20 protein-coding genes and 1 pseudogene are annotated in these 23,233 nt (G+C 67.3%); 11 read left to right on the forward strand and 10 right to left on the reverse strand.

Translation table 11 applies throughout. The annotated features are described in order from the left end of the window. Positions 1-54: 54 nt before the first annotated feature. A complete protein-coding gene (locus BLU81_RS42235) occupies positions 55-1,068 on the reverse strand; it encodes an LLM class flavin-dependent oxidoreductase (protein WP_092554656.1) in 1,014 nt (337 codons plus the stop codon). A gap of 23 nt (positions 1,069-1,091) precedes the next feature. Beyond that, complete coding sequence (locus BLU81_RS42240; protein ID WP_092554658.1) at positions 1,092-1,550, reverse strand: MarR family winged helix-turn-helix transcriptional regulator; 459 nt, start codon at positions 1,548-1,550, stop codon at positions 1,092-1,094. A gap of 179 nt (positions 1,551-1,729) precedes the next feature. Between BLU81_RS42240 and BLU81_RS42245 the strand changes: the two genes are divergently transcribed. The 3 genes from BLU81_RS42245 (at position 1,730) to BLU81_RS42255 (ending at position 5,820) form a co-directional block, all read left to right on the forward strand. Then, positions 1,730-3,163, forward strand: coding sequence for a DHA2 family efflux MFS transporter permease subunit (locus tag BLU81_RS42245; protein ID WP_231953779.1), 1,434 nt, complete (start codon positions 1,730-1,732; stop codon positions 3,161-3,163). 93 nt (positions 3,164-3,256) lie between these two features. Then, on the forward strand, positions 3,257-4,234 hold the full coding sequence (locus BLU81_RS42250; protein WP_092554662.1) for a quinone oxidoreductase family protein: 978 nt from the start codon (positions 3,257-3,259) through the stop codon (positions 4,232-4,234). Then, entirely contained in the window at positions 4,231-5,820 is a 1,590-nt protein-coding gene (locus BLU81_RS42255) for an FAD-dependent oxidoreductase (RefSeq protein ID WP_092554664.1), read from the forward strand. The genes BLU81_RS42250 and BLU81_RS42255 overlap by 4 nt, the downstream gene beginning before the upstream one ends. Before the next feature lie 627 nt (positions 5,821-6,447). Here BLU81_RS42255 and BLU81_RS52185 read toward each other — a convergent pair. Next, a pseudogene (locus tag BLU81_RS52185) lies at positions 6,448-7,332 on the reverse strand (AfsR/SARP family transcriptional regulator); the annotation flags it as partial. Between BLU81_RS52185 and BLU81_RS42265 the strand changes: the two are divergent. Beyond that, entirely contained in the window at positions 7,310-8,236 is a 927-nt protein-coding gene (locus BLU81_RS42265) for a zinc-binding dehydrogenase (RefSeq protein WP_231953781.1), read from the forward strand. The pseudogene BLU81_RS52185 and the gene BLU81_RS42265 overlap by 23 nt on opposite strands. A 52-nt stretch (positions 8,237-8,288) precedes the next feature. Beyond that, the gene (locus BLU81_RS42270) at positions 8,289-9,077 is read left to right on the forward strand and encodes an SDR family NAD(P)-dependent oxidoreductase (protein ID WP_092554666.1); all 789 of its coding nucleotides are present in this window, start codon (positions 8,289-8,291) and stop codon (positions 9,075-9,077) included. Between the two features lie 56 nt (positions 9,078-9,133). Here BLU81_RS42270 and BLU81_RS42275 read toward each other — a convergent pair whose 3' ends face one another. After that, a complete protein-coding gene (locus BLU81_RS42275; RefSeq protein ID WP_172890725.1) occupies positions 9,134-9,430 on the reverse strand; it encodes an antibiotic biosynthesis monooxygenase family protein in 297 nt (98 codons plus the stop codon). Next, the gene (locus BLU81_RS42280) at positions 9,400-10,515 is read right to left on the reverse strand and encodes an oxidoreductase (protein ID WP_092554670.1); all 1,116 of its coding nucleotides are present in this window, start codon (positions 10,513-10,515) and stop codon (positions 9,400-9,402) included. Before BLU81_RS42280 ends, BLU81_RS42275 begins: the two co-directional genes overlap by 31 nt. 199 nt (positions 10,516-10,714) lie before the next feature. Between BLU81_RS42280 and BLU81_RS42285 the strand changes: the two genes are divergently transcribed. Further along, positions 10,715-11,905: an ISAs1 family transposase gene (locus BLU81_RS42285; protein WP_092554672.1), complete on the forward strand. Its 1,191-nt coding sequence runs from the start codon at positions 10,715-10,717 to the stop codon at positions 11,903-11,905. Between the two features lie 201 nt (positions 11,906-12,106). On the opposite strand, the gene BLU81_RS48890 is transcribed toward BLU81_RS42285, so the two are convergent. The 3 genes from BLU81_RS48890 to BLU81_RS42290 form a co-directional block, all read right to left on the reverse strand. Then, on the reverse strand, positions 12,107-12,985 hold the full coding sequence (locus BLU81_RS48890) for a hypothetical protein (protein WP_157752008.1): 879 nt from the start codon (positions 12,983-12,985) through the stop codon (positions 12,107-12,109). A gap of 322 nt (positions 12,986-13,307) precedes the next feature. Further along, on the reverse strand, positions 13,308-13,445 hold the full coding sequence (locus tag BLU81_RS48895; RefSeq protein ID WP_157752009.1) for a hypothetical protein: 138 nt from the start codon (positions 13,443-13,445) through the stop codon (positions 13,308-13,310). Between the two features lie 317 nt (positions 13,446-13,762). Then, positions 13,763-14,860: a tyrosine-type recombinase/integrase gene (locus tag BLU81_RS42290; RefSeq protein ID WP_092554674.1), complete on the reverse strand. Its 1,098-nt coding sequence runs from the start codon at positions 14,858-14,860 to the stop codon at positions 13,763-13,765. A gap of 365 nt (positions 14,861-15,225) precedes the next feature. Here BLU81_RS42290 and BLU81_RS48900 point away from each other — a divergent pair, with 365 nt between their 5' ends. The 4 genes from BLU81_RS48900 (at position 15,226) to BLU81_RS48910 (ending at position 19,776) form a co-directional block, all read left to right on the forward strand. After that, positions 15,226-15,774, forward strand: coding sequence for a hypothetical protein (locus tag BLU81_RS48900; RefSeq protein WP_157752010.1), 549 nt, complete (start codon positions 15,226-15,228; stop codon positions 15,772-15,774). Between the two features lie 226 nt (positions 15,775-16,000). After that, the gene (locus tag BLU81_RS42295) at positions 16,001-18,205 is read left to right on the forward strand and encodes a GmrSD restriction endonuclease domain-containing protein (protein WP_092554676.1); all 2,205 of its coding nucleotides are present in this window, start codon (positions 16,001-16,003) and stop codon (positions 18,203-18,205) included. Positions 18,206-18,521: 316 nt separating this feature from the next. Further along, positions 18,522-19,388: a hypothetical protein gene (locus BLU81_RS48905; protein ID WP_157752011.1), complete on the forward strand. Its 867-nt coding sequence runs from the start codon at positions 18,522-18,524 to the stop codon at positions 19,386-19,388. Positions 19,389-19,401: 13 nt separating this feature from the next. Then, on the forward strand, positions 19,402-19,776 hold the full coding sequence (locus BLU81_RS48910; RefSeq protein WP_157752012.1) for a type II toxin-antitoxin system RelE family toxin: 375 nt from the start codon (positions 19,402-19,404) through the stop codon (positions 19,774-19,776). 306 nt (positions 19,777-20,082) lie between these two features. Here BLU81_RS48910 and BLU81_RS48915 read toward each other — a convergent pair whose 3' ends face one another. Beyond that, positions 20,083-20,268 carry a hypothetical protein gene (locus BLU81_RS48915; protein WP_157752013.1) on the reverse strand — a complete coding sequence of 62 codons (186 nt, stop codon included), beginning with the start codon at positions 20,266-20,268 and terminating at the stop codon, positions 20,083-20,085. A 928-nt stretch (positions 20,269-21,196) separates the two neighbouring features. Here BLU81_RS48915 and BLU81_RS42305 point away from each other — a divergent pair. Beyond that, entirely contained in the window at positions 21,197-22,408 is a 1,212-nt protein-coding gene (locus BLU81_RS42305; protein WP_231953782.1) for an ISAs1 family transposase, read from the forward strand. 104 nt (positions 22,409-22,512) lie between these two features. On the opposite strand, the gene BLU81_RS42310 is transcribed toward BLU81_RS42305, so the two are convergent. Beyond that, positions 22,513-23,199, reverse strand: a complete 687-nt coding sequence (locus tag BLU81_RS42310; RefSeq protein WP_092558430.1) for a DJ-1/PfpI family protein — start codon at positions 23,197-23,199, stop codon at positions 22,513-22,515. Positions 23,200-23,233 lie beyond the last annotated feature (34 nt).

A 23,233-nucleotide genomic window follows, 5' to 3' on the forward strand; every position in this document is an offset into this window, starting at 1 on the left:
ATTCCATCGTCGCACGTGAATATTACGAACCTGGGGCCGGTCGGTTGACGAGTGTTATGCGCCCTGTGTCGCCGCGACCCTGCGGGGCCGGACGCCGAGGGCCTCGGCCAGCAGCGCGTACGAGCGCACCCGGTCCTCGTGCCCGTGGATCGTGGACAGCACCACGAACTCGTCGATGCCCACCGCGGCGGCCATGGCCGTGAGCTGCTCCGCGACCTCGGCCGGGGAACCGACCGCGTAGGACGGCCACTCGGGCCGTGCGGTCGGCGGGATCTCGGGCCGGCCGTGCAGTTCCGCCAGCGCGGTCTCCGGGGCCGGCACCGGCCGCAGATCTCCGCGGGACATGCGCTGCCGGAACAGCCGCTGACTGGCGAAGACGCGTTCGGCTTCGGCGCGGGTCGGCGCGCAGTACACCCCGATGCCGGCCATCACCCGTGGGGTGCCGCCACCACTGCCGTCGAAACTCTGCCGGTACGCCCGGACCGCCTCGGTGACGATCTCCGGGCGGCCGAAGTGCGCGAACGAATAGGGCAGGCCGAGCCGGCCGGCCAGCGCCGCGCTCGACGGGCTGGCGCCCAGGAGCCAGATCTCCGGCATGCCGTCCACCGGCGGCATGATCCCGTCCCGGTCGCCCCGCTCGCCGAGAAATGCGCGCGTCGCGCTGACCTGCTCGGCGAACGCGTGATCGGAGGGGTGGCCGAGGGCCGGGTTGAGCAACCGCGCGTCCCGGGCCGTGGCCCCCGAGCCCCGGCCGATGCCGAGGTCGACGCGGCCGGGGGCCAGCGCCTGCAGCACCCGGAAGGTCTCGGCCACCTTGAACGGGCTGTAGTACGGCAGCAGGACACCGCCGCTGCCGATGCGCAGCCCGGTGGTCTCCGCCGACAGCCGCGCGGTCATGATCTCCGGCGCGGGGCTCGCGAACGACGCCGTGGCATGGTGCTCGGCGAGCCAGTAACGGTGATAGCCGAGCGCGTCCGCGGCCCGGGCCAGATCGATGGTGTTGGTCAGAGCCTGCGTCGGTGTGGATCCCTCCGGGACCATCGACTGGTCGAGGATCGACAACTGCACTGAAGGACTCCCTCGGTCGGGTCTCAGGTCTCGGCGGGCGCGGCGATGGGCCTGGTGAGCCGGGCGACGACGGAGGCCAGGTGCTCGTCGAACGCGGCGGCCTCCAGTGCCGCACCGAGCTCGGCACGGCTGACCTTGACGGCTGCGGTGTATCGCTCGAGGCCCTGGTCGGTCAGCTGGCAATAGACGCCCCGCCGGTCGTGCTCGCAGCTGACCCGGGCGGCGAGCTGCTTGCCGGTGAGGCGGGAGACCAGGCGGCTCATGGACGACTGATCCAGGGCCACCGCCTCGCTCAGGTCCTGGATCCGCAGGCCGCGCGGATTGCCCCGGCTGAGCTGGTCGAGCACGAGCAGCTCGGACAGGGTGATGTCGAAGTCGCGCACCAGCTTCTTGTCGAGTGCCTGGCCCAGCCGGCCGGTGAGGACCGTCAGCTGTCGCCACAGGTCCAGCGCGTCCGGCTGTCCGCCACGTCGTTCCGCCATCGCATCGCTCCCAGGGTCGTCGCAGTGCACCCTACACTCCAGGCCAATTCAATGTACATGCATGTTTGTTTCCTCAGCTCAGAGCGCCATTTCCGCGTTGTCCCACGTTTCCTGGCAAAAATATGTCTGCACCTACATGTAATCTGTGCCCGACTTGACGAATGTGCGGAGGTAAACACATGTCCAGCGCAACCCAGCGGAGTCCGGAAGTGGACGACCGCCTTGATCCCGCGTTCCTGCGCATGGCCGGCGTGCTGCTGCTGGCCTTGCTGATGGCCCTGCTCGACGAGACCATCGTGAACGTCGGCGTGGACCGTCTCGGAGCGGAGTTCAGCGCGCCGCTCGCGACCATCCAGTGGGTGACCGCGGGATACCTGCTCGCCGTCGCCGTCGCCACCCCGGTCTCCGGCTGGGGCGTGGACCGGTTCGGTGTGCGCCGGGTCTGGGTCCTCGCCGTGGTGCTGTTCACCCTCGGCTCGCTCCTGTCCGGCCTCGCCTGGTCGGCCGGCAGCCTGATCGGGTTCCGGGTGCTCCAGGGCCTCGGCGGCGGGATGATCTTCCCCGTCGTGCAGGCCGCGATCGCCCAGGCCGCCGGCCCCGCCCGGGTCACCAAGGCGATGGGGCTGGTCTCCATCCCGCTGACCATCGGGCCGGTGCTGGGTCCCGTCCTGGGTGGGTTCTTCGTCGACGACATCAGCTGGCGCTGGATGTTCTTCATCAACCTTCCGGTCGGCGTCATCGCCCTGGTGCTGGCCTTCAAGGTTCTCCCGGCGGCCGTCCCCGACGCGGAAGGAGCCCGGCCGCGGCTCGACATCCTCGGCCTGGCCCTGCTGTCGCCCGGGTTCGCGGCGCTGATCTACGGGCTCACCACCGCGGCGCATCGCGGCGACTTCGGTGACCCGATGGCCCTCACCGCCTTCGCCGCCGGCGCGGCACTGCTCGTGGGTTACGTCCTGCACGCCCTGCGCACCACCGCGCCACTGATCGACGTGCGGCTGTTCAGCCGGCGCGGGTTCACCATGTCGGTGGTCACCATGCTGCTGGTCGGTGCGGTCGCCAACGGTCTGCTCTTCCTGACCCCGCTCTACCACCAGCAGGCGCGCGGGTTCGGAGCCCTGCACGCCGGCCTGCTCATGATCCCGTCCGGCATCCTCGGCGCCGCCGGGGCCATCGCCGTCGGCAAAGCCGGGGCCCGGCTCACCGCCCGGGTGACCGCCCCGATCGGGATGCTGCTCGCCGCCGTGGCCGCTCTCGCCCTGTCCACCGTCGGCGCACACACCTCACAGGTCTTCACCGCACTCGCCTTCGGCATCGCCGGATTCGGTATCGGCTTCACCGTGCCGGGCGTGATGGCGTTCATGTATCTCGCGGTCGGCTCCGCCGACGCCCCACGGGCCACCAGCGCGCTGTTCATCCTGAACCAGATCGGCGGGTCGCTGGGCATCGCCGTCGTCGCGGTGGTTCTGCAGCAACGGCTCGCCGCCGCCACCGGTTTCCCCCCGGAGGCGTACGGCCGGACCTACTGGATCGTCGTCGGGTTCGCGCTCGTGGCCGGGCTCGCCGCCGCGCTCGTGCCCGGGCCCGCGCGGTCGCCCGCACCGCGGACCGAGTGACCCTCCGGCTCTCCTCGACCGGCCCACGAGCGCACCCGGCTACAACCGGCGGTGGCGGTGTCCCGCCACCGCCGTGACGGAAGGGGTATTCGTATGCGCGTCATCCGCTACTACGAGCACGGCGGCCCGGATGTGCTGACCGTCGAGAAGGCACCGGATCCGGTGCCGGGCGACGGTCAGCTCGTGGTCGGTGTCGAGGCCGTCGGCGTCAACTTCATCGAGACCCAACTGCGTTCCGGTACGGCACCCTTCCCCTCACCGGTGCCGCGCGCACCACACGGCGACGTGGTCGGCCGGGTCGTCTGGGCCGGGCCCGGCACGCACCGTTTCGCCGTGGGGGACCGGCTGGCGGCCTGGGGTGTGGACGACGCGTACGCCGATCTGGTGCTGGTCGACGAGACCCGGGCGGTGCCGGTGCCGGACGACGTTCCCGCGCCGGTCGCCACCGCGCTCGCATCGACCGCCCAGGTCGCCGCCAGCGTGTTGAGTGTCGGGCGGCTCGCCCCCGGCGACACGGTGCTGGTGCATGCCGCCGCCGGCGCGATCGGCCACCTCGTCACCCAGTTGGCCAGACTGCGGGGCGCGGGCCTGGTGATCGGCACGGTCAGCTCACCGGAGAAGGCGGACTTCGTCCGTGAGCACGGTGCCGACGCCGTCGTCGACTACTCCCGGCCGGACTGGCCCGACCGGGTCCGCGAGGCCACCGGCGGCACCGGAGTCGACCTGGTCCTCGACAGTGTGGAAGGTGCGGTGTTCGCGCCCGGCCTGGCCCTGCTCAAGCCGCTGGGCCGGCTGGTCTACTACGGCTTCGCCGGTGCTTCCGGCGAGGCGGGCCGGGTCGCGCTGACCGACCTGCTCGGCCTGAAGACCGTCGTCGGGACGGCCCTCGACGCGTGGCTGGCCGCCGCCCCCGAGGAGGCGGCGAACACCCAGCGGGAGCTGACCGAGCTGGTCGGTGACGGCCGGCTGCGCGTCGCCGTGCACGCCGTCCTGCCCCTGGAGGAAGCGGCGCGGGCGCACCGGCTGATCGAGGACCGCCGTCAGCTCGGCCGTGTGGTCCTGGTCCCGTGACCGCCGTCGAGCACCATCCCGTTCTGGTGGTGGGCGCCGGGCCGGCCGGGCTCAGCACCGCGATCTTCTCCGCCTTGCACGGAGTCCGGCCGCTGGTAGTGGACAGCCGTCCCCACGCCTCGACCGCCGTGAAGGCCACCGGCCAGTACCCGCACACGATGGAGGCCCTGCGTATCGCGGGGGTGGCCGACCGGATCCGCGAGCTGAGCCGCCCCGACCGGACCGGCTTCGCCATGGTTCTCGCGCCACGGCTGGCCGGGCCGGTGACCCGGACGCTGATCAGCGGCCGGGAACTGACCATGCGGCACGTGTCACCGGAGGAGTGGGGCACCGCCAGTCAATCCGGCGCCGAACGCGCGCTGGCCGAACGAGCCCGGGAACTCGGCGCCGAGGTCCGCTTCGGAACCCGGGTGTCCGGGCTGACGCAGGACGACGAGGGCGTCACCGCTTTCGTGGAGGACGCCGCGACCGGAACACGCCGCCGGATCCGGGCCCGGTACCTGGTGGCGGCGGACGGCTGGCGCAGTCCGATCCGCGAGGCGCTCGGTGTGCCCCTGCAGGGGCGCGGTGTGGTGGGCCGGGTTCTGCGGGTGCTCTTCAAGGCGGACCTGAGCGAACCTCTCGCCCATACTCCCGGGGCCGCCGACGGTTCGCGATTCGTGGCGTTCCACCTCGGGCGCGCGGTGCTGTTCAACACCGAGGTCCCCGGCCTGTACGGGTACTTCCGCAACCTCACCCCGGAGTTGCCCGACGGCTGGCACCACTCCCGGGAGGGGATCGTCCGGCAGATCGCGGCCGATCTGGGCCTCGGCGAGAACGTCGCACTGGACGTCGTCGAGTCCGGCGAGACCTCGATCGCCTGTGCGGTCGCGCAGCGTTTCCAGGTGGGCCGGGTGCTGCTGGCCGGCGATGCCGCACATGTCATGCCGCCGACCGGCGGGCTGGGTGGCAACACCGCGATTCTGGACGGGTTGTACCTGGGCTGGCGGCTCGCGGCTGTGGTGGAGGGGTGGGCGGGCCTGGAGCTGCTGCGCACCTTCGAGACCGAGCGCCGGCCGTACGCCCGTCTGCTCGTCGAGCAGCAGTTCGCCAATCTCGTCGAGCGGGTCGCGCCGGAACTGCGGGACGGCGACGTTCCCGATCCACTGCCGCCGGCGGTGCTGGCTTTCGGTTATCGGTACCCGGCCGGTGCCGTCCTGCCCGATCCCGGCGACGATCAGGTGCTGGTGGAGGATCCCGCAACGGCCACCGGGCGGCCGGGATCGCGGGCGCCCTATCTGCCGCTGGTGGCCCCGGACGGGACCGCGTCGTCGACGACGGCGCTGTTCGGGGCCGGATTCGTGCTGCTCACCGGTCCACAGGGAGGTGAGTGGGTGAAGCCCGCCACGCTCGCCGCCGAGCGTCTCGGCGTACCGCTCACCGTGCATGTCGTCGACGCCGACGGCTTTCCCGCCCGGTACGGCATCGGGCCCACCGGCGCATCGCTGGTCCGCCCGGATCGTTTCGTCGCCTGGCGGACCGCTGAGCTGGTGGAGGATCCCGCCGCCCGGGTGGAGGAGGTGCTGCGGACTCTGCTGCGGCGGTGACGCCGGTGGCGGCCGGGCGGGCTCGCGCTGGGAGGGGTCGATCGACCGGGCGCCGTAGAGGGCCACCAGTTCCGGGAGAACCCGGTCGCCGACGACGACCACGGCGGATCGCGAGGTCCCGGGCAGTAGATCGCGTACCTGCTCGGTGTCGTGGGCGTCGTCCAGCAACAGCAGCACACGCCGGTCCGCGAGCCGGGCCCGGTAGGTGTTGACCAGGTCTCGCCGTGCCGCCGGGACGGCCTCGGGCGCCGTCCCGGACAACCGCAGCAGCCGTGCCAGCACCGCGCCCGGGTCACGCGGCCGGCCGTCGGGGCCGGTCAACCGGACGTACCACTGGCCGTCCGGGAAGTCGTCGCGCAACCGGTGAGCCAGGGCGACCAGGCCGGTGGTCCGGTCCGCTCCGGCGGGCCCGGCCAGGCACACCACCGGCAGTCCGGTGTCGGCGCCCCGGCCGAGCAGGGTTCCGGCGACGGTGGCCCACCCGTGTCCCCGGATGGTGCGCCGGGTGTCGACCGGCGGCAGGTCGGTCCGGGCGTGCCAGTCGTCGCCGGTGATCCCCCGGAACTCGGCCACCAGCCTGGGGCCGGGCGTGATGCCCAGCCGGGTGCGCAGCGTCGTGGTGGCCCGGTCGTACGCATCGATCGCGGCCTCCCGGTCCCCGGTGCGGTGCAGCGCCGAGACCAGCAGGAGCCACAGCTGCTCACGCAGCGGATGAAGGGCCACCAGCGAACGCAGGCGCGGGACGACCTCGGCCGGAGGCGACACCGCCAGTGCGAGCTCGCACTCGCGTTCCACCAGGCACAGCCGTTCCTCCAGCAGCGAGGGCCCGGCCTCGGCGGCGAGCGACGGCACCGCCGAGAGGGAGGCGATCGAGTCGCCGGTCCACTGTGCCAACGCGGCTCGCACGTGTGCCAGCTCGGTGGCGGTGTCGGCGGACTGCCGGGCCTGCAGCGCCTGACGGGCCGCCGCCCGGAAGCGGAACAGGTCCACCGTGTCCGGTGCGGTCCGCAGGACGTATCCGCCGCCGAGGGACCGGATCCGGGGCCGTCCCGGCCGGTCGCCGGTTCCGCTGCGATCCCCGAGCGCCGCGCGCAGCCGGGCGACGTGAACGTGCAGAGCGGCCGAGGGCGCGGCGGGCGGCCGGTCGTTCCACAGCCGCCGGTAGATCTCCTCCACCGGTACCTCGTCGTCGACGTGCCACAGCAGCGTCACCAGTAGCGCCTGCTGTTTCGGAGCGCGGATCGTCACCGGCGCCCCGTCGATCGTGAGTGTCAGCGGACCAAGTAGACGAAAGTCGGTCACCAAGGAGTCCCCCCGTCGGGCAGGCGGTTGCTCCCTGTGTGGTCGTCGTGACCCTGTGCAGCCGCTGGGTTCATCCTGCCCGCGGTGATCCGCGCCCAGCAACGCGCCCGGGCAGTGATACCGGTCGCACGGGCCGCACTCCACCAGGACTCCAGAAGCCGCCGGTACGAAGAGTGCGAAAGGGGAGATGACTGTGAAGGCACTCGTCACGTCCGCCGGCGTGTCCCCCGGGATACGCCTGGAATCGTTGCCCGACCCGGATCCGGCCCCCGGTGAGGTGTTGATCGAAGTGAAGGCCGTGGCCGTCAACCGAGCCGACCTGCTGCTCGCCGCCCGCCGGCCACCCGGGTCGCAACTCGGCCTGGACGTCGCCGGTGTCGTCGTCCGTGCCGCGTCCGACGGCACGGGACCACCGGCCGGTACGCCCGTCGCGGCCCTGGCGGCCTCGACCGGCTGGGCCCAGCTCGCCGCGGTGCGGACCGACCGGCTCGCGATCCTGCCGGACGGGGTCGAGCCCGCTGTCGCCGCGGCGGTGCCGGTGGCCGGTCTGACCGCCCTCTACGCGCTGCGGCGGGCCGGCTGGCTCCTGGCCCGGACGGTGCTGGTCACCGGCGCGAGCGGCGGTGTCGGCGGGTTCGTGGCCGACCTCGCCGCCGCGGCCGGGGCCTCGGTGCTGGGATGGGTCGGTTCGCCGGAGCGCGGAGCACATCTCGCCGAACGCGGTCACCGGCTGCACATCGGTGACGGGCCACCGCCCGGCGAGACAACCGACGTCGTCGTCGACAGCGTCGGCGGCACGGTGTTGCGGGACGCGTTCGTCACGCTCCGGGCCGGCGGGGTCGCGGTGGTGTTCGGCAACACCGTCCGGGCCGACCTGGTGCTTCCCCCGGACTGGGGGCACGGCCGTCCCGGCGTACGCCTGGAGCACCTGTTCCTGCTCGACGAGATCGAACGGCGTGACGCCGCCGGAGACCTCGGCACGCTGCTCGGTCTCGTCGCCGACGGCCGCCTGCGACCCCACGTCGGACTGCGCGCCGACTGGGCGGACGCCGGGTCCGCGATCGAAGCCCTGCTCGAACGCCGTGTCACCGGCCGGGTCGTCCTGAGCCTCTGAGACCGGCACATCTCCGCCCGCGCACTGACGACACCTGAGAAAGGACACCACCATGACGGAATCCACCGGCCGCGGAGCGGCCCTGGTCACCGGCGGCACCAGCGGGATCGGCCTGGCCGTGGTCGAGACGCTGGCCGAGAGCGGTTTCGCCACCTACTTCTGCGCCCGGGACGCCGCCCAGGTGGCCACGGTCACCGACAAGCTCCGCGGGCGCGGGCTGGAGGTAGGCGGCGTGGCGGCCGACGTCCGCTCCTCCGACGACGTCACCCGCCTGGTCGCCTCCGCGGTCGACAGGTTCGGGCCGGTCACCGTGCTGGTCAACAACGCCGGCCGGTCCGGTGGCGGCGTCACCGCCGACCTCAGCGACGCCCTGTGGGACGACGTGCTGGCCACCAACCTCACCGCCACCTTCCGGGTCACTCGCGAGGTGCTGCGGGCCGGCGGCATCCGGGAGAACGGCTGGGGCCGCATCATCAACATCGCCTCCACCGCGGGCAAGCAGGGTGTCGCCCTCGCCGCGCCGTACACCGCCGCCAAACACGGCGTGGTGGGCTTCACCAAGGCGCTCGGCTTCGAACTGGCGGGCAGCGGGATCACCGTGAACGCGGTGTGCCCGGGCTATGTGGAGACGCCGATGGCGGTCCGGGTCCGGCAGGGGTACGCCGCGCACTGGGAAACCACCGAGCAGGCGGTGCTGGACCGGTTCCAGGCGAAGATCCCGCTCGGGCGCTATTCGACGCCGGAGGAGGTCGCCGGACTGGTCGGCTACCTGGTCACCGACACGGCCGCCTCGATGACGGCGCAGGCCGTCAACGTGTGCGGCGGTCTGGGCAACTACTGACCCACGAGACGCGGCGGCCGCCCGGTGGGAAACCGGGCGGCCGCCGCGGACATCGCTCAACCGGCCGTGTCGTACCGCAGAACGGGTTCGGTCAGGTGCGGCTCACCCTTGATGACACCGGTCAGCCGGTCCAGCCGGCTGCGGAACTCCGGCTCCTGCAACGCGGCCCGGAACGACTCCTCGTCGGTCCACTCGGCGATGTTGTAGTACGTCGACGGGTCCTTCTGGGAACGGCTCAGGACGTAGCTGACGAGCCCGGGCCGGGTCCGCATGTACTCGGCGACCTTCGCGTACCGGCTCTCCAGGTCCTCCGCGGCACCGATCAGCGTGAGCTTGTTGACGAAAACGACCATGATGTGGTGTCCCCTTCTCTGACGTCGGCTTTCGGATAGTCGAGATAGCCCTGCCGCCCACCCTGATAGAAGGTCGCCGGGTCGGGACGGTTGAAGTCGATGCCCTCGGCCAGACGGTGGGGCAGGTCCGGATTGGCCAGGAACTGCTTACCGAAGGAGAGCGCGTCGAAGCCGGCGGCCAGAGCACCGGCCACCACCGCACGGGTGGCGTCCGGGTCCAGGTCGCCGGTGCCCGGGTTGAGCACGATCGGTCCCTCCCACCGGTCACGCACCGCCCGGACCAGGCCGGGGTCGGAGCCGTGGACCAGATGCAGGTACGCCGGGCCGACCGGCCGCAGCGCCGCCAGCAGGACCGGGTACAACTCCGCGGCGTCGGGTTCGCTCATGTCGTTGAGGCCGAAACCGGGGGACAGCCGGATCCCGGTCCGGTCCGCACCGACGGCGGACGCCACCGCTTCCACCAGGTCCACCGCGAACCGGACCCGCCGGTGGGGCGGCCCACCGTAGCCGTCGGTGCGGCGGTTCACCGTGGACGACAGGAACTGATGGACCAGATATCCGTTCGCCCCGTGGATCTCCACACCGTCGAAACCGGCCTCGATCGCCGCGACGGCGCACCGTACGACGTCGTCGATGGCACCGGCTATGTCACCCGGCGACATCTCCCGTGGTACGGGATACGGCTGAGGGCCGTTCCACGTGCGAGCCCGTCCCGCCGCGGGTACGGGTGACGGCGCCAGTGGGATGTGGCCGTACAGGTCGGGATGGCTGATCCGGCCCGCGTGCATGATCTGCAGTGTCATCCGGCCACCGGCGGCGTGCACGGCCGCGGCGACCGTCCTCCAGGCCGCGATGTCGTCCGCGGAGTGACAGTGCACCCCGTACGGGTGGCCGGCCGCGTGCGGAGCCGGGCAGGTGGCCTCGCTGACGATCAGTCCGGCCGTGGCCCGTTGAGCGTAGTAGTCGGCCACGTAGGGTAGCGGCGTCCCGTTGCGGTCGGCTCGGCCCCGGCCCATCGGCGCCATCACGATCCGGTTGGGCAACCGGAGACGGCCCAGCTGAACCGGTTCGAAGAGTGTCGGCATAATGGGATGGTCGCCAGCGCTGGTGGAGGCCCCGTGGAGGCCGCCTACAGAGTCACGGTCGCCGTCGTGCCCGTCGGCACGGACGTTTCATGATCGATGGTGGCGGTGAGTGATGATTCCTGCGTTGGCGTGTCGGATATGGACGAAGCTCCGTTGAGTCCAGGTCTTCTCACGGATCTGGTTCAAACGGAGCTTCGTCGTGCCGCAGTCTGCAATCCTCGTCACCGATCCGTCTTCCGCGCCGCTGTCCGGGGACCTCTCGTTCACGCCTTCGTGTCACGGTCTGCTCGACCTGGTGCTCGCCGTCGGCGACGGCCGCTCCGACCAAGGCCGTGATCACCCGGTCGCGGTCGTGCTCGCGCTGGTCGCAGCGGCCACAGTCGCCGGGCTCAAGGGCTACACCGCGATCAGCGGCCGGGTCGCCGACGTGCCCACCGACGTCCTCGACAGCCTCTACCTGCGGGCCGAGGCCAGGCCGGCCGGGCGACCGTCACGCTCCACACTGTGGCGGGTCTGCACCGACACCGACGGCGACGTCCTGGACACGGTGATCGCCGAGTGGACCACCACCCGGCACGCCGGCAGCGACACACCGTCACAGGTCCGCCTGGACGGCAAGACCGTCCGCGGCTCCGCCGCCACCGGCGGCGAACAACTGCACCTGATCGCTGCCCTGACCGGCGCACCCGGCCCGGACCCGACCGCCGTCATCATCGCCCAGACACCGACCGACGGCGCCAAGACCCGCGAACCCGAAGCCGCTCGCGCCCTCCTGGAGACCCTCGACCTGCGCGACGTGACCGTCACCGCCGACGCCCTGCACACCGTCAAGGCCACCGCCGACCTCATCCACCAGCAAGGAGGCCACTTCGTCCTGCCGGTCAAGCAGAACCGGGCCGCGCTGTTCGACTCCCTCGACGCCCTGCCCTGGGCCGCCACGCCGATCGGTCACGAGAGCACCGAGACCGGGCACGGACGCACCACCCGCCGCACCATCCGGGTCCTTCCCGCCCCGCCCGGCCTGCGGTTCCCGCACGTCAAACAGGTCTGGCTGATCGAACGCTACGTCACTACAAGCGACGGCAAACAGTCCGCCATCGCGCAACTCGGAATCACCAGCCACCCCGCCGAAACCGCCGGACCGGCCGCGATCGCCGCGTTCAACCGCGGCCAATGGGCCATCGAAACCCTGCACTTCATCCGCGACACCTGCTACCGCGAGGACCAGTCCCGCATCCGCACCCGCTCCGGACCACGTGTCCTGGCATCACTGCGCAACCTCGCCATCAACGCCCTACGCCTGGCAGGCCGAACCGACATCACCGAAGCAACCCGCTGGGCCGGCCGCGACATGACCAGGCCATTCACCATCCTCGGCCTCACCAGATGATGTTGAAACGGCCGTGGCCGGCGGGTTGCTGGAGGTTCTGCTCTTTCCGCTCCCGATGCTGCTCGGCGCACCCGGACACCTTGTCTGCGGCAAATGAGTGCCCGCCCAGCCGAGGTTTTATCTTGCGGCTGGCGCCGTGACGGAGCGTAAGCCGCATTGCCTGTTCCTCTACGATCAAGCCGGAGTAGTTCCGCACCTGATCTAATTCTTCGGGTTGTGCCTGATGCCGACTCGGAAACTCCGCACCGAAACATATGTGAATAATAGGCCGAAGAGTATCAAGGCGTATGCGGAAAGTTCACGACCGTGACGATTGCAGGCCTGTGGTGAGCATTCGGGAAAATCCGCCCATCCCAACAGAACCTGAATTCCCACCATGGCTATTATAGATACCCAAAAAACAATCTTGGACGGCCTCGCCATAGCCACGGGGCGCCTGTGTCCTTCATTGTGATTTTTGGCACCGAATGCCATTCGTATCGTGATCTTGATCAAAGAGAAAAAAGTTACGACAGCAAGCCCTAGCCATGGTAGCCAGCTCGCATACGCCGCAGGTATCAGCGGATCTCGGGTGATCTGGTCTCCGATATTTAGCATGTACCGATCGGCATCCGCTGAGTATTGATAAGTAAGGTTCGGGATGAAGAACGACAGAACGAGAGCAGGCCCGGCTCCAACAACTAGCGCCCGAGCACTGCGCCCGACATCCTGGACGTCATGCTGACGAAGTAACACCATGGAGGCGGAATAGAAGAGTGAAAGGATCGACAGGCCGAGGCAGAGAGTACCCAGTATCAAAAAGTCTCTAACCCAGAAATCCAGCAGGTCACGATTGTAAAAGTTTGCGATGACAAATGTGCAAACAATCAGTGATCCCATGTTGTAAAGAAGCGATTCAACGATCTCGGATCGCTTCAGGAATGGATGCTCCTCGCCCCCGAGTTGCCTCCCTCCTGAGATGTATACGACAATCCCGGAGAAGGCCACGGCGGCCAGCCCAACACCTATAGTTGAGTAAGTATCAATTAGCTTGCTCAGTGATTCCTGACTTGGCACGCTCGCAACGCCGACCGGTGTCATTTTCACCACGCTTGATCAAATGGATCGACCGTCGATCTGCCTCCTCTTACGGGACCAACGCGAGGCTCGTTGAAGAGTGTCAGATTTCAGTCGTACTCGAGCCTTAATGATCATTCCAGCCTCGATCAGATGCACTCACATCGGCATGACAGTAAGAGTGGTTCTTCGGCATCGTCGGATCGTTCGCTTGCGTGACCTCGGGTCCTGGCTTACGGGAGCGCATTGGGAGCACGGCCCTGGCCCGACCACGTTTCTGGGCTCGGCGAGGACGGGGCGGCATGGGGAGCAATCCACTCCTCGCTGACCACGATGTTTACCCTGTTCAGAGGCCGTCCTCAGCGCTGGCGGGGAGCACCGCCACGATGAAATCGGGTTGTTCGGGGTGGGCGGTGCGGCGCTGCTCCCAAAACAGGTGATCGGGCGGGGAGCAAGCGGGGTTGAAATCAGCAGCGTCGAGCACCGCCGAACCGCGTTCAGCAGCGTCGGGCGACGGCGGCTGAGCAGGGATGATCTATGTTTGTGCTGTTCAGTGGCTTGATCGGGCTACGTTTCACACCGGAGAGGTCACTGGTTCGATCCCAGTATCGCCCACTCGGATCCACAGGTCAGCGGCATGATCGCTGACCTCGCTCATTGGCTCCCATCTTCGGATGGGAGCTTTTTTGCTCCCAAGGTAACCATCCAAGTGCTCATCACTCGTTACTTCGGTGGTACGCCGAGCTCGGGATGTCCGGCACTTTCACGGCTTTTAACCGGCGAAGTCGGTTTCGGCGGGGGTCACCAGTAGCCGCCGTTGTCGAGCCAGCGAGCTTGCAGGCTGTCGAGTAGCCGGGTGGTCATGGTGGGGGTGACGTGGGCGTAGACGCCGCGGATGCCGGGGATGGCGTGGCCGAGGCGGTGGGCTTGGAGCACTTCGGGGGTGTGGTCTTCGTCCATCCAGGTGCGGTGGGTGTGGCGCAGATCGTGGAAGTGCATGCCGGTGAGGATGGGCGGCCAGCCGGAGCGTGGGTGACCGTCACACGCGGGTCGCCAGCGGCGGTTGTTGTAATCGGTGCGCCACAGCCACCGTCCTGTCGGTGAGCAGAAGACAGTGTCGTACGGGTGGGATCGCAGGAGCCGGTCGAGGCCGTCGACCAGAAACGGCGGCAGGGCGATGTCGCGGACGGCGGCCGGGGTTTTCGGTGGGCCGAGGGTCAGGTGGCCGCGGACTTCGTGGAGGGCGCCGGTGGTGGCCGAGACATGCAGGCGGGCTTCGGCCAGGTGCAGGTCGGCGCGGCTGAGGGCGGTGAGTTCGCTGATGCGCATGCCGGTGTTGGCGGCGGTGATCACCAGGGTGCGGGTGATGGTGTCGGGCATGCGGGCGGCGATCTGCTGGACTTGGGTGGCTGTGGCGAACGGGCGTTGCTCGCGCGGGAGGCGGCGTAGCCGGAGTCGGGCGGTGGGGTCGAAGAACATCAGGTGGTCGTCGACGGCCTCGCGCAGGATCTGGCCGAGCAGGGTGATGATGTGGCGCACGCTGCTGTCGGCGAGGTGGCTGGCCAGGCCGCGGGCGAAGGCTTTGACGTCTTGGCGGGTGATCGAGTCGATGCGCTGGCTGCCGAACGCGGGCAGGATGTGAACGCGTAGCAGGCTCTCGTAGCGGGCCAGGGTCGAGTCGGCGGCCAGATGCCCGGCCTGCCAGGTGGCGACCCACTCGTCCAGCCGGGGTGCCGGTGAGGGTTGGTAGCGCCGCCGGGCCGCTCGGGTGGCGTTGTTCAAGCGTGTTGCCTCGGCCTCGGCGTCCTCGCGGCAGGTGTAGGTGCTGTCGGTGACGGTGCGCCCGGCCCGGCGATAACGAACCCGGCTTCGGCTTCCGCGATCTTCGACCCAGGCCATGACCGTCTCCCGACCGAACCGCTCTCCGTCTTGGCTTCCTACGGTTGTGCCATCTATGTGTTCGGCTATTTACCTGTTCCCGCATGTGGCGTGGTCAATGCGGCAGGCATCGTTCAGTCACCCGTCCGTGAACCGGTCCGGCCATGGCAACGTCGTCGGCCTGGCATAGCAGGTGGTCGGTTCCGGGTAGCTGGTCTCGGAGTAGCTGCCGGCATAGTGACGACGGTGCCCCCGGGTATTGCCTCCCGGGGCTCATCACCACAGAGGACATCGCCATCACCGCTTTGGGCCTCACCCCAAGACCGCGTTGCTGGGAGCTCACGCCGACGGGAGCCTTGCAGCCCCTATGGCTGCACAATCTGACTATGGAAGGGGATCGAGAAGCGCCGACCGCCGCTGAGTTGCTGGCGTTCGCCGCCACGCTGCCAGTAGAGGAACGAGAGAAGCTTCTGGCTGCCATGCACCCTGCGCCGCTGGCACCGGAACCCGTTGGTGAGGGGACCGTGCCTGACCCGGTGTACCGGTCCTGGGCGGATTTTCTGGCCGCGACCACGACGGCTCAGCGGATGGCATGGTGCAGCCGTAAAGCGCGTCGGGCCAACCGGCCGCGGCTGATGTCCGGTCCTCCCGGCCTCCGGATCACCGCGTCGGTCGTGTGGGAGGTTCTCGATGCGGCTGCGGGCAGGTGCGGCGACTGCGGGTCTTTCGCTGTCGAAGGCCGACCGTCCGGCCCGGACGGCAGACCTGTCGCGTGGGCTGCGATAGGTAGGCGAATCGGCTCGCTCGGGCATCGCCTTGCCCGTTTCAACGGTGGTGACAACGATCGCGACAACCTCTACTGGTGCTGCCTGTGGTGCAACACCTGGCCCTCCGAACGCCGACCAGGCGCAACGGATCACGGCGCCGTCGTGTGATGTTGAAGCTCTGACGCTCGCAGCCCGATCATTGCCGTAGAGGAGGTGACCGGATCGCGGCAGAACAGTGCGTCGCTCGTAACGGCGCAGTGCGGTCGGGAAGTCGATTGATCAGATCGCCTGGCAGGGGATCAGTACGTTGTAAGGGCACGAACTCGACTTGATCTCTACCCCGTGATAGGCAACCTTACGTAGCTTTGGCGATTTCGGGTGGGAGGGGTCGTCGGTGGGTGGTTCGTCGATCAGCGGAGATAGCTTCGCGCTGTCCGATTTGTTCAGCAAGGCCACGTACGCGATCGACTACTACCAGCGCGAATATGCGTGGACTGCTGGCGATGTACGGACTCTGGTGGACGATCTGTGCTCCCAGTTCGACGAAGCCGTCCAGGACCCGAAGACGCGCCGGGGGATGCGGTACGCCGACCCGTACTTCCTGGGGCCGATCGTCTACTACGAACAGCGTGGCGGTTCGCGCTTTCTCGTTGACGGACAGCAACGGTTCACCACCGTGCATCTGATCTTCATGCATCTACATCGGCAGGCGCGCGAGCTAAGGCTCCGGGATGCCGAGGCTCGCCTAGATCGCGTGATCCGGGAGGCGCACGGCGGCACCTGGCGATTCCGGATCGACATCCAGGAACGCCGTGATCTCCTCCAAGCCCTCTACAACGGACGGAAGTACGAAGTCCCCGACCACGGGGCGTCGCTTTCTTTGCGGAACCTTCACGCGCGGAGTCTTGAGCTCGAGCAACTGCTAGCGGAACGGATCGCAGCGGATGATCTGAGCAGGTTCACCGATTGGTTGCTCGATCGGGTGATCTTGGTCGGGATCCAGGCGCCGAGCCGGGACACCGGTTTCCGGATCTTCGAGTCGATGAATGATCGAGGAGCCCGACTAACCGCCGTTGACCTCCTGAAAAGCTTTTTGCTGTCGCACGTGGGCCAGGACGAGGAAGAACTCAACAAGAGCTGGCGGGAGATGCTGGCATCACTGACGCCGGCCTGGGATGACCACGGCGCTCCCGGAAGATTCCTCAAGTCCGTCCTCATCGCCCACCATGCCCGGCTGGGCGGTGAGTTCCGGGACCGCGACGACATCAACATGGCGCTGCACCTATGGATCCGCCAGAATGCGGACGGGCTTCTCGGGCTCAAGCAGCCTAACCAATACTTCCGGTTCGTCGAACAGCTGATCAAGCTGGCCACCCTATATCGCACGTTGCAGGCGGCCAGCGAACGTCCATACCCAGAGCTAGAGGCGGTCTACTTCAACGCTGTCAACGGGCTGGCCAATCAGATGACTTTCATCCTGGCCGCGATTAAGTCTGACGATCCTTTAACAGTGGCGAAAGCCAAGGCGAGGCTGGTCGCAAACTTCATCGATCGATGGTTTGTCCTCCGAGTCCTCGCCGACGAGCCGGCGCTGTCACGCGATCTCGACGATCTGACGCCGTTGCTCATCCCACAGCTACGCAAGTGCAAGACTGTTGACGATGTCGCTACGTGCCTGTGGGCGGAGATGCCGCCCGATGATGGGTACGAGTCGGTGCGGGCTTTCGGCCTACGCGGAAACAACTTGGCGCAGGTCCGCTACTTGCTGGCCAGGCTGACGGCCTTCGCGGAAAGCCAGTGGGGAGCTCCCGATCTGACAACCGCCTACCTCAGCCTCGACCGTGGATGGGATGTCGAGCACATCTTCGCCAACAAGCACGACCGGCATCCGGAGATCTCGGATCCGGTGGAGTTCCGGCTGCTCCGCAACCGCCTCGGACTACTCGGACTGCTCACGAAGACCGTCAATCGGAGTCTGCAGGATGCGGACCTCCCGGCCAAGGTCGAGGTCTATCGCAGTGAGAACCTGTTGCTGCGCTGCCTGCACCGCGGCTTCCAGCAGAGCCAAAAACCAGTTCGTGTCCTGATCCAGAAGTACGACCTCGCCCATCACATGTGCGCGCTGCCCCGGGAGGGCGGTATCCGCGCTGCCGTCGCGCAACGGCAAGAGCTGTACCGGCGCCTGTTCTGCGAAATCTGGAAGCTGGAGTCTCTGGGTTTTCCCGCCGCCGAGCCTATTGTTGCCGAGCCGGCTGATGGCCCGGCAGGCGAAGCGACAAATGGGACGTTGACCACCTCGACGACCATGCCTGGCCGCGCGATGCGGCCGACTGACCTGCAACGCATGGTTCGCGCCGGGAAGTTACGAGCTGGCAGCGCCCTGATCGGAACCGCCGCGGGCCAGGAAGTTCGGGCAACGATCCAGGATGACGGCACTATCCGGCTCGACGCCACCGGCGATATCTTCCGCAAACCTGACGATCCCGGCCAAGCGGTCACTGGGAAACGGTGCTCGGGGATGACCTTCTGGCATACCGCCTCGACAGACGGCACCCTGCGGACCCTACGGCAGGTCCGAGACACACCAGTGACCGCCTGAGTGGGTTGTCAAGAAGGGGTTAGCTCCGTTTCAGGATCAGTGTGAATATTCCGAGCAGGAGTTGTTTCCGCAACCGCCCGTCCCTCGCGCGCGAGGGACGCCGAAGCTCGTCGCGCCTTGTCAGCGGCAGAAGAGGACGCTTTCGTCATAGCCAGCAGATGAATATAACCGAAGAGTCGCCGTAGCTTAGATGCCGAGCCCTGCCTAAATACTGATGCCGAGAGAAGGAACATTAACTTTAATAGCTGCTACGCGCGCTGCCCGGATACGTATCATTGGGGCGTAGACCGACAGGAGTTTCGGCGGGGGTCGAATTTTGAGCAAGAAGGTGAAGGCTGCAACTGCCAACAAGCCGCCGAGGCCGATCCTCCGGGCGGCACTGGTCGGCTTAGCCGGGGGTGCCGCTGTTGGCGCTGGAAGGTACGACGCCCTGACAGAGCCAGGAGGGCCAGGGATCCTGTGGCGACCATTATTGATATCGGTCTCCTTTATACTACTGGCAATCTTAGGTGCTGGCGCGGCTACCTATTTTGCCAGCAAGAAGGACTTGAATGAGAATAACAGAAATGCGGCTGAAGCCGACCAGGCAATTAGGAGTAGGAGCCTACTTCTCGCAACCATTAACAGCGTTACTGGTGCGCAAAATGAACTGGTTTCCCTTAAGGGGGATCAGCGTCTACCGGAATTTTCCGGTAGGTTCAAGCAAGTCGCGACGGACGCCGTCGCCAAGATGACCCTGATACTACAAGGAGACACCGGCGATGGCGCTGGCGTTCGGGTAATGTTCGCAGAGTATGACCAGAGCAAAATGGAAGTCATCCTGGACGGTACTCAAATACTGGCAGAACACGGAGAATTCCCTGACGGGAAGCTAGAGAAGTCAGACCTGAATATAGACGCCACCTACCCTGAGCTCATGAAAGCCGCTAACGAATTCGCCAATGGCGACGTTGGTTGCCGCGATGGAGATGCCCAAGCTAGGGCACCTGAGCTGACTCGCTTGAGATCTCCGGACCAGCCGAGTCACTACGTGCGGATTAAGATTGCCAGCGGCAAGCAAATACACGGCGTAATGTTCGTCGACATATGGGGCAGCACTCTGCTACCTAAGTCTGACCTGCATCTGATGCTAAGCGTTGCGCGTCTACTATCCGCTGGCCTTGCAGCAGTTGCCGAGCCATGATTGGAGGAAATTAATGGTCTATGACGACTTGGATCCAGGGCGACGAATCCTGCATGGCGCCGGCAGTATCGACCAGGTATTAGAAGAAGCCCAGATCGAGTTCGCCCAACCTGTATTCTCACCTCAGGCGATGGAGGATATTCGAGACCTGCCAGTAAGAGATACGAATCGCATCTTTGCCGCCATAAAGGAAATGAAGTCACCCCATGGCTCAGACGTTCATGCGACAGCGAATGGCCTGATGGTATTGCGAGTTGGCAACTATAGACTGTTCTTTCGCCAGCTTGACGACGCGGAGCTAAGGAGGCTCGGCAGGGTTGCGCAGGATCACGAAGGTCGAGCAACTGACATTGTTATTTTGACCATCAAGAAGCGCGGTCAAATGTAAGGAAGGTCTAGATCGAGTATCGTACATTGCGCGGTGGTGTGGTTCTAGTGCGCAGATATTGGGCTGAAAGCCTCCTTGGGTTTTCTGATTAATTCGCTCGTGAGTGAATACGGCGACGTCCGCTCATCGGCATGACAGTGAGAGTTGTGTTGCGGCATAGAATCGTCCGCTTGCATGACCTTGGGGTCCTGGCTCATGGAGCGCGTTGGGAGCATGGCGCCGACTCGCCTGCGTCGCTGGGGTCGGCCGAGGTGCCGCCGGTGTGGGGAGCGATATGCTCCCTGCCGGCCATGATGTTTGACCTGTTCAGGGGGCGTCCTCGACGATGATGGGGAGCGCCGTCACGATGAAATCGGGCTGTTCGGGGTGGGCGGTGCGGTGCTGCTCCCAAAACCGACGATCGGACGGGGAGCGGGTGGGGTTGAAATCAGCAGCGCCGAACAGCGCCGAACGGCGTTCAGCAGCGTCGGACAACCACGGCTGAACAGGCAATTTCCGTGTTTTAGCTGGTCAGTGGCTTGATCGGGCTACGTTCACACAGGAGAGGTCACTGGTTCGATCCCAGTATCGCCCACGTATCGGCAGAGGCTCCTGTTCGCGGAAAGCGCGAACCGGGGCCTCTCGTCTTGTATGCTCCGGGAGCCGAGCCCCCGGAAACCCCGCATCACGGTGGGCGCGGTCGGTGGTCCCCGTCGCGGCGGGTCCTTGCTCGAGGCTCTGCAGACCTACCTGCTTGAGTACGGGGATAGCGTCCGGACGCTCCGAATCGTCCTTGCGTCGGCAGCTCTGGTCGCTGGAAGAGTCCTGATCGTCAGCCCTGGCACGATCGTTCGGTGGATACGCGGGATGCCGGCGTGGTGGTGTGGGATGTTGATGGCAGGCTGATTCCGGCGGATCTTCGGTGGCTACGGCGGGCTGTCGCCCAGACGTATGAGATCGACGAACGGGCGGTGACGTTCCCGGACAACGGGTTCACGGATACGCTGACGAGTCGATCGTTGTCGACACCGCAGTTGCTTTCGGTGTCGACGCGGCGGATACGGAGACCGGTGTAACCCGGTTCGGCGCTGTCCTGACAGAAGTCATGGATGCCTGCTGTGCAGAGTCAGCCCGGGTCCAACCAGCATATCCAGGAGTAGTCGAGAGCATCGACACACTGCTACGTGCGGACGGTGTTGACCGGGAATCTGGGATCGCTTTCGGCTGATAGCTGGAAGCGATCAAAGGGCAACTCGGCGGCGAAAACAGTGCCTCGCCCTCGACATCGAACCCAGGGCTGTTGCGTTCTCGGTCCTTGACCCGCTGAACAGGGATTTCGTGGGGTGATCGGCCTCTGTGGAGGCAGTGGAAGCGGGTGAAGCCCTCAAGGTGATCATGGAGTTCTTCACGCTGCACGACCACCGAGGAACTCCACCCGCCGATGGCATCATCTCTGATTCGCGCACTGACCGTGACAACCCCCGGCTCCGACACTCCACCATCACCGGTCACCGATAGTGAACACACCGGGCTCGCCGAAGCCCTGGGCCGGATTCCGGACCCGCGTAACCCGCACGGGACCCGGTATTCCCTGGTGGCGTTGCTGACAGTCGCGGTCTGCGCGGTCCTGGCCGGTGCCACCTCGTTCGCTGCGATCGCCGACTGGCTGTACGACCTCGACGAGCCCGACCAGGTCCGGCTCGGGTTCACCCGGGGCGTGCCGGCCGGCACGACGATGTGGCGGCTGCTGACCCGCCTCGACGCGAGTGTGGTCAGCACTGTTCTGGCCGGCTGGCTGCGGTCGCGGACACCGCCGGCACCCGCCCGGCCACGCCGCTATCGGACCGTGATAGCCGTCGACGGCAAGACCTTGCGGGGCGCCCGCCTGCCCGAGGGCCGCCAGGTGCATCTGCTGTCCGCGCTGGACACCAGCACCGGCATCGTCCTGGCCCAGGTCACCGTCGACACCAAAAGCAACGAAATCCCAGCCTTCACACCCCTGCTCACCGCCGTCGAAAACGTGCTGGGCAGCCTGACCGGGGTCCTGTTCGTCGCCGACGCGATGCATACCCAGACCGATCACGCCGAGCAGATCACCCGCCGCGGAGCACACCTGTTGCTGCAGGCGAAGGGGAACCAGCCCACCCTTCACACCCAGCTCAAGACCCTGCCGTGGGCGCAGATCCCGGTCGGTGACCGCACCCGCGACCGCGGGCACGGCCGTAAGGAGACCCGCACGGTCAAGGCCGTCACCCTGCACACCCCGGGCGGAATCGCCTTCCCGAAAGCCCAGCAGGCCGCCCGGATCACCCGGACCCGCACCATCGACGGCAAGACCAGCCGCGAGACCACCTACCTGATCACCTCCCTGAGCGCCGCCAACGCCCAGCCCACTGACCTGCAAAAATGGGCCAGGGCAGAGTGGTTGATCGAGAACCAGGTCCACAACGTCAGAGACGTCACTTTCCGTGAGGATCTTCACCAAGCCCGGACCGGCACCGGACCCGCCGTCATGGCCACCCTGCGTAACACCGCGATCGGCTGGCACCGCATCAACGGCGCCACCAACATCGCCCGCGCCAACCGACGCGCCGACCGCCGATCACACGACCTCATCACCGCCGTGACCAGCAGTTACCCCAGAACGCAATGACCCTGACATCGAACCTCTGCCCGAACACGTCGAAGGCACCCGCGCAAACTCAAACGCCTCATCGGCGACAAGCTCGTACCGGAACTTCAGCCCGGAGTGTTCGGTCAAGCGGTTCCGCGGGCCGCCTGCATCAGCGGGACGATGCTGGTGAGTGTGTGCTGGCGGTTCTCCGGGCTGGTCGCCGCGACGAGGTCCACTCGTGGGTCCCACGGGTGCTCGAGCATGCCGGCCACCGCCCGGGCCGTGTCGGTGTTCTCCAGCCGGTCGATCAGGTGCAGTGCCATGTCGATGCCGGCGGTGATGCCCGCGCTGGTCACCACCGGGCCGGCGTCCACCCAGCGCCGGTCGCGGACGACCTCGACCTTCGGGTGCTGCCCGGCCAGCTCGTCCAGGACTAGCCAGTGGGAGGTGGCGGCCCGGCCGTCGAGCAGCCCGGCCGCGGCGTAGACCATCGCGCCGTTGCAGACCGAGGTCATGACCGTGCCGTGCTCGGCGAGGGCCCGCATCCGGGCCAGATGTGCCTGGTCGGTGTGGAGCGTGTCGATGCCCGCACCGCCGGGGTGCACGACGAGGTCGGGCCGGGGTTCGTCGTCGATCCCGCCGTCCGGGGTGACCGTCAACCCCAGCGCGCAGCGTACGGGCGCCCCGTCGAGGCTGGCCGTACGCACGCTCACCGGCCGGGTCGCCACCGTCTGCCAGATCCGCAGTGTCTCCCACGGGCCGGTGAAGTCCAGCTCCTCGACGCCGTCGAAAAGGAGCACGGTGATGCGGTAGGGCCGGGTGTCTGTCATGCCCTCATCCTTCGCGCCCCGCCCCGCGGCGACG

The organism is Actinoplanes derwentensis (genome assembly GCF_900104725.1).
GTDB classification, from domain to species: domain Bacteria; phylum Actinomycetota; class Actinomycetes; order Mycobacteriales; family Micromonosporaceae; genus Actinoplanes; species Actinoplanes derwentensis.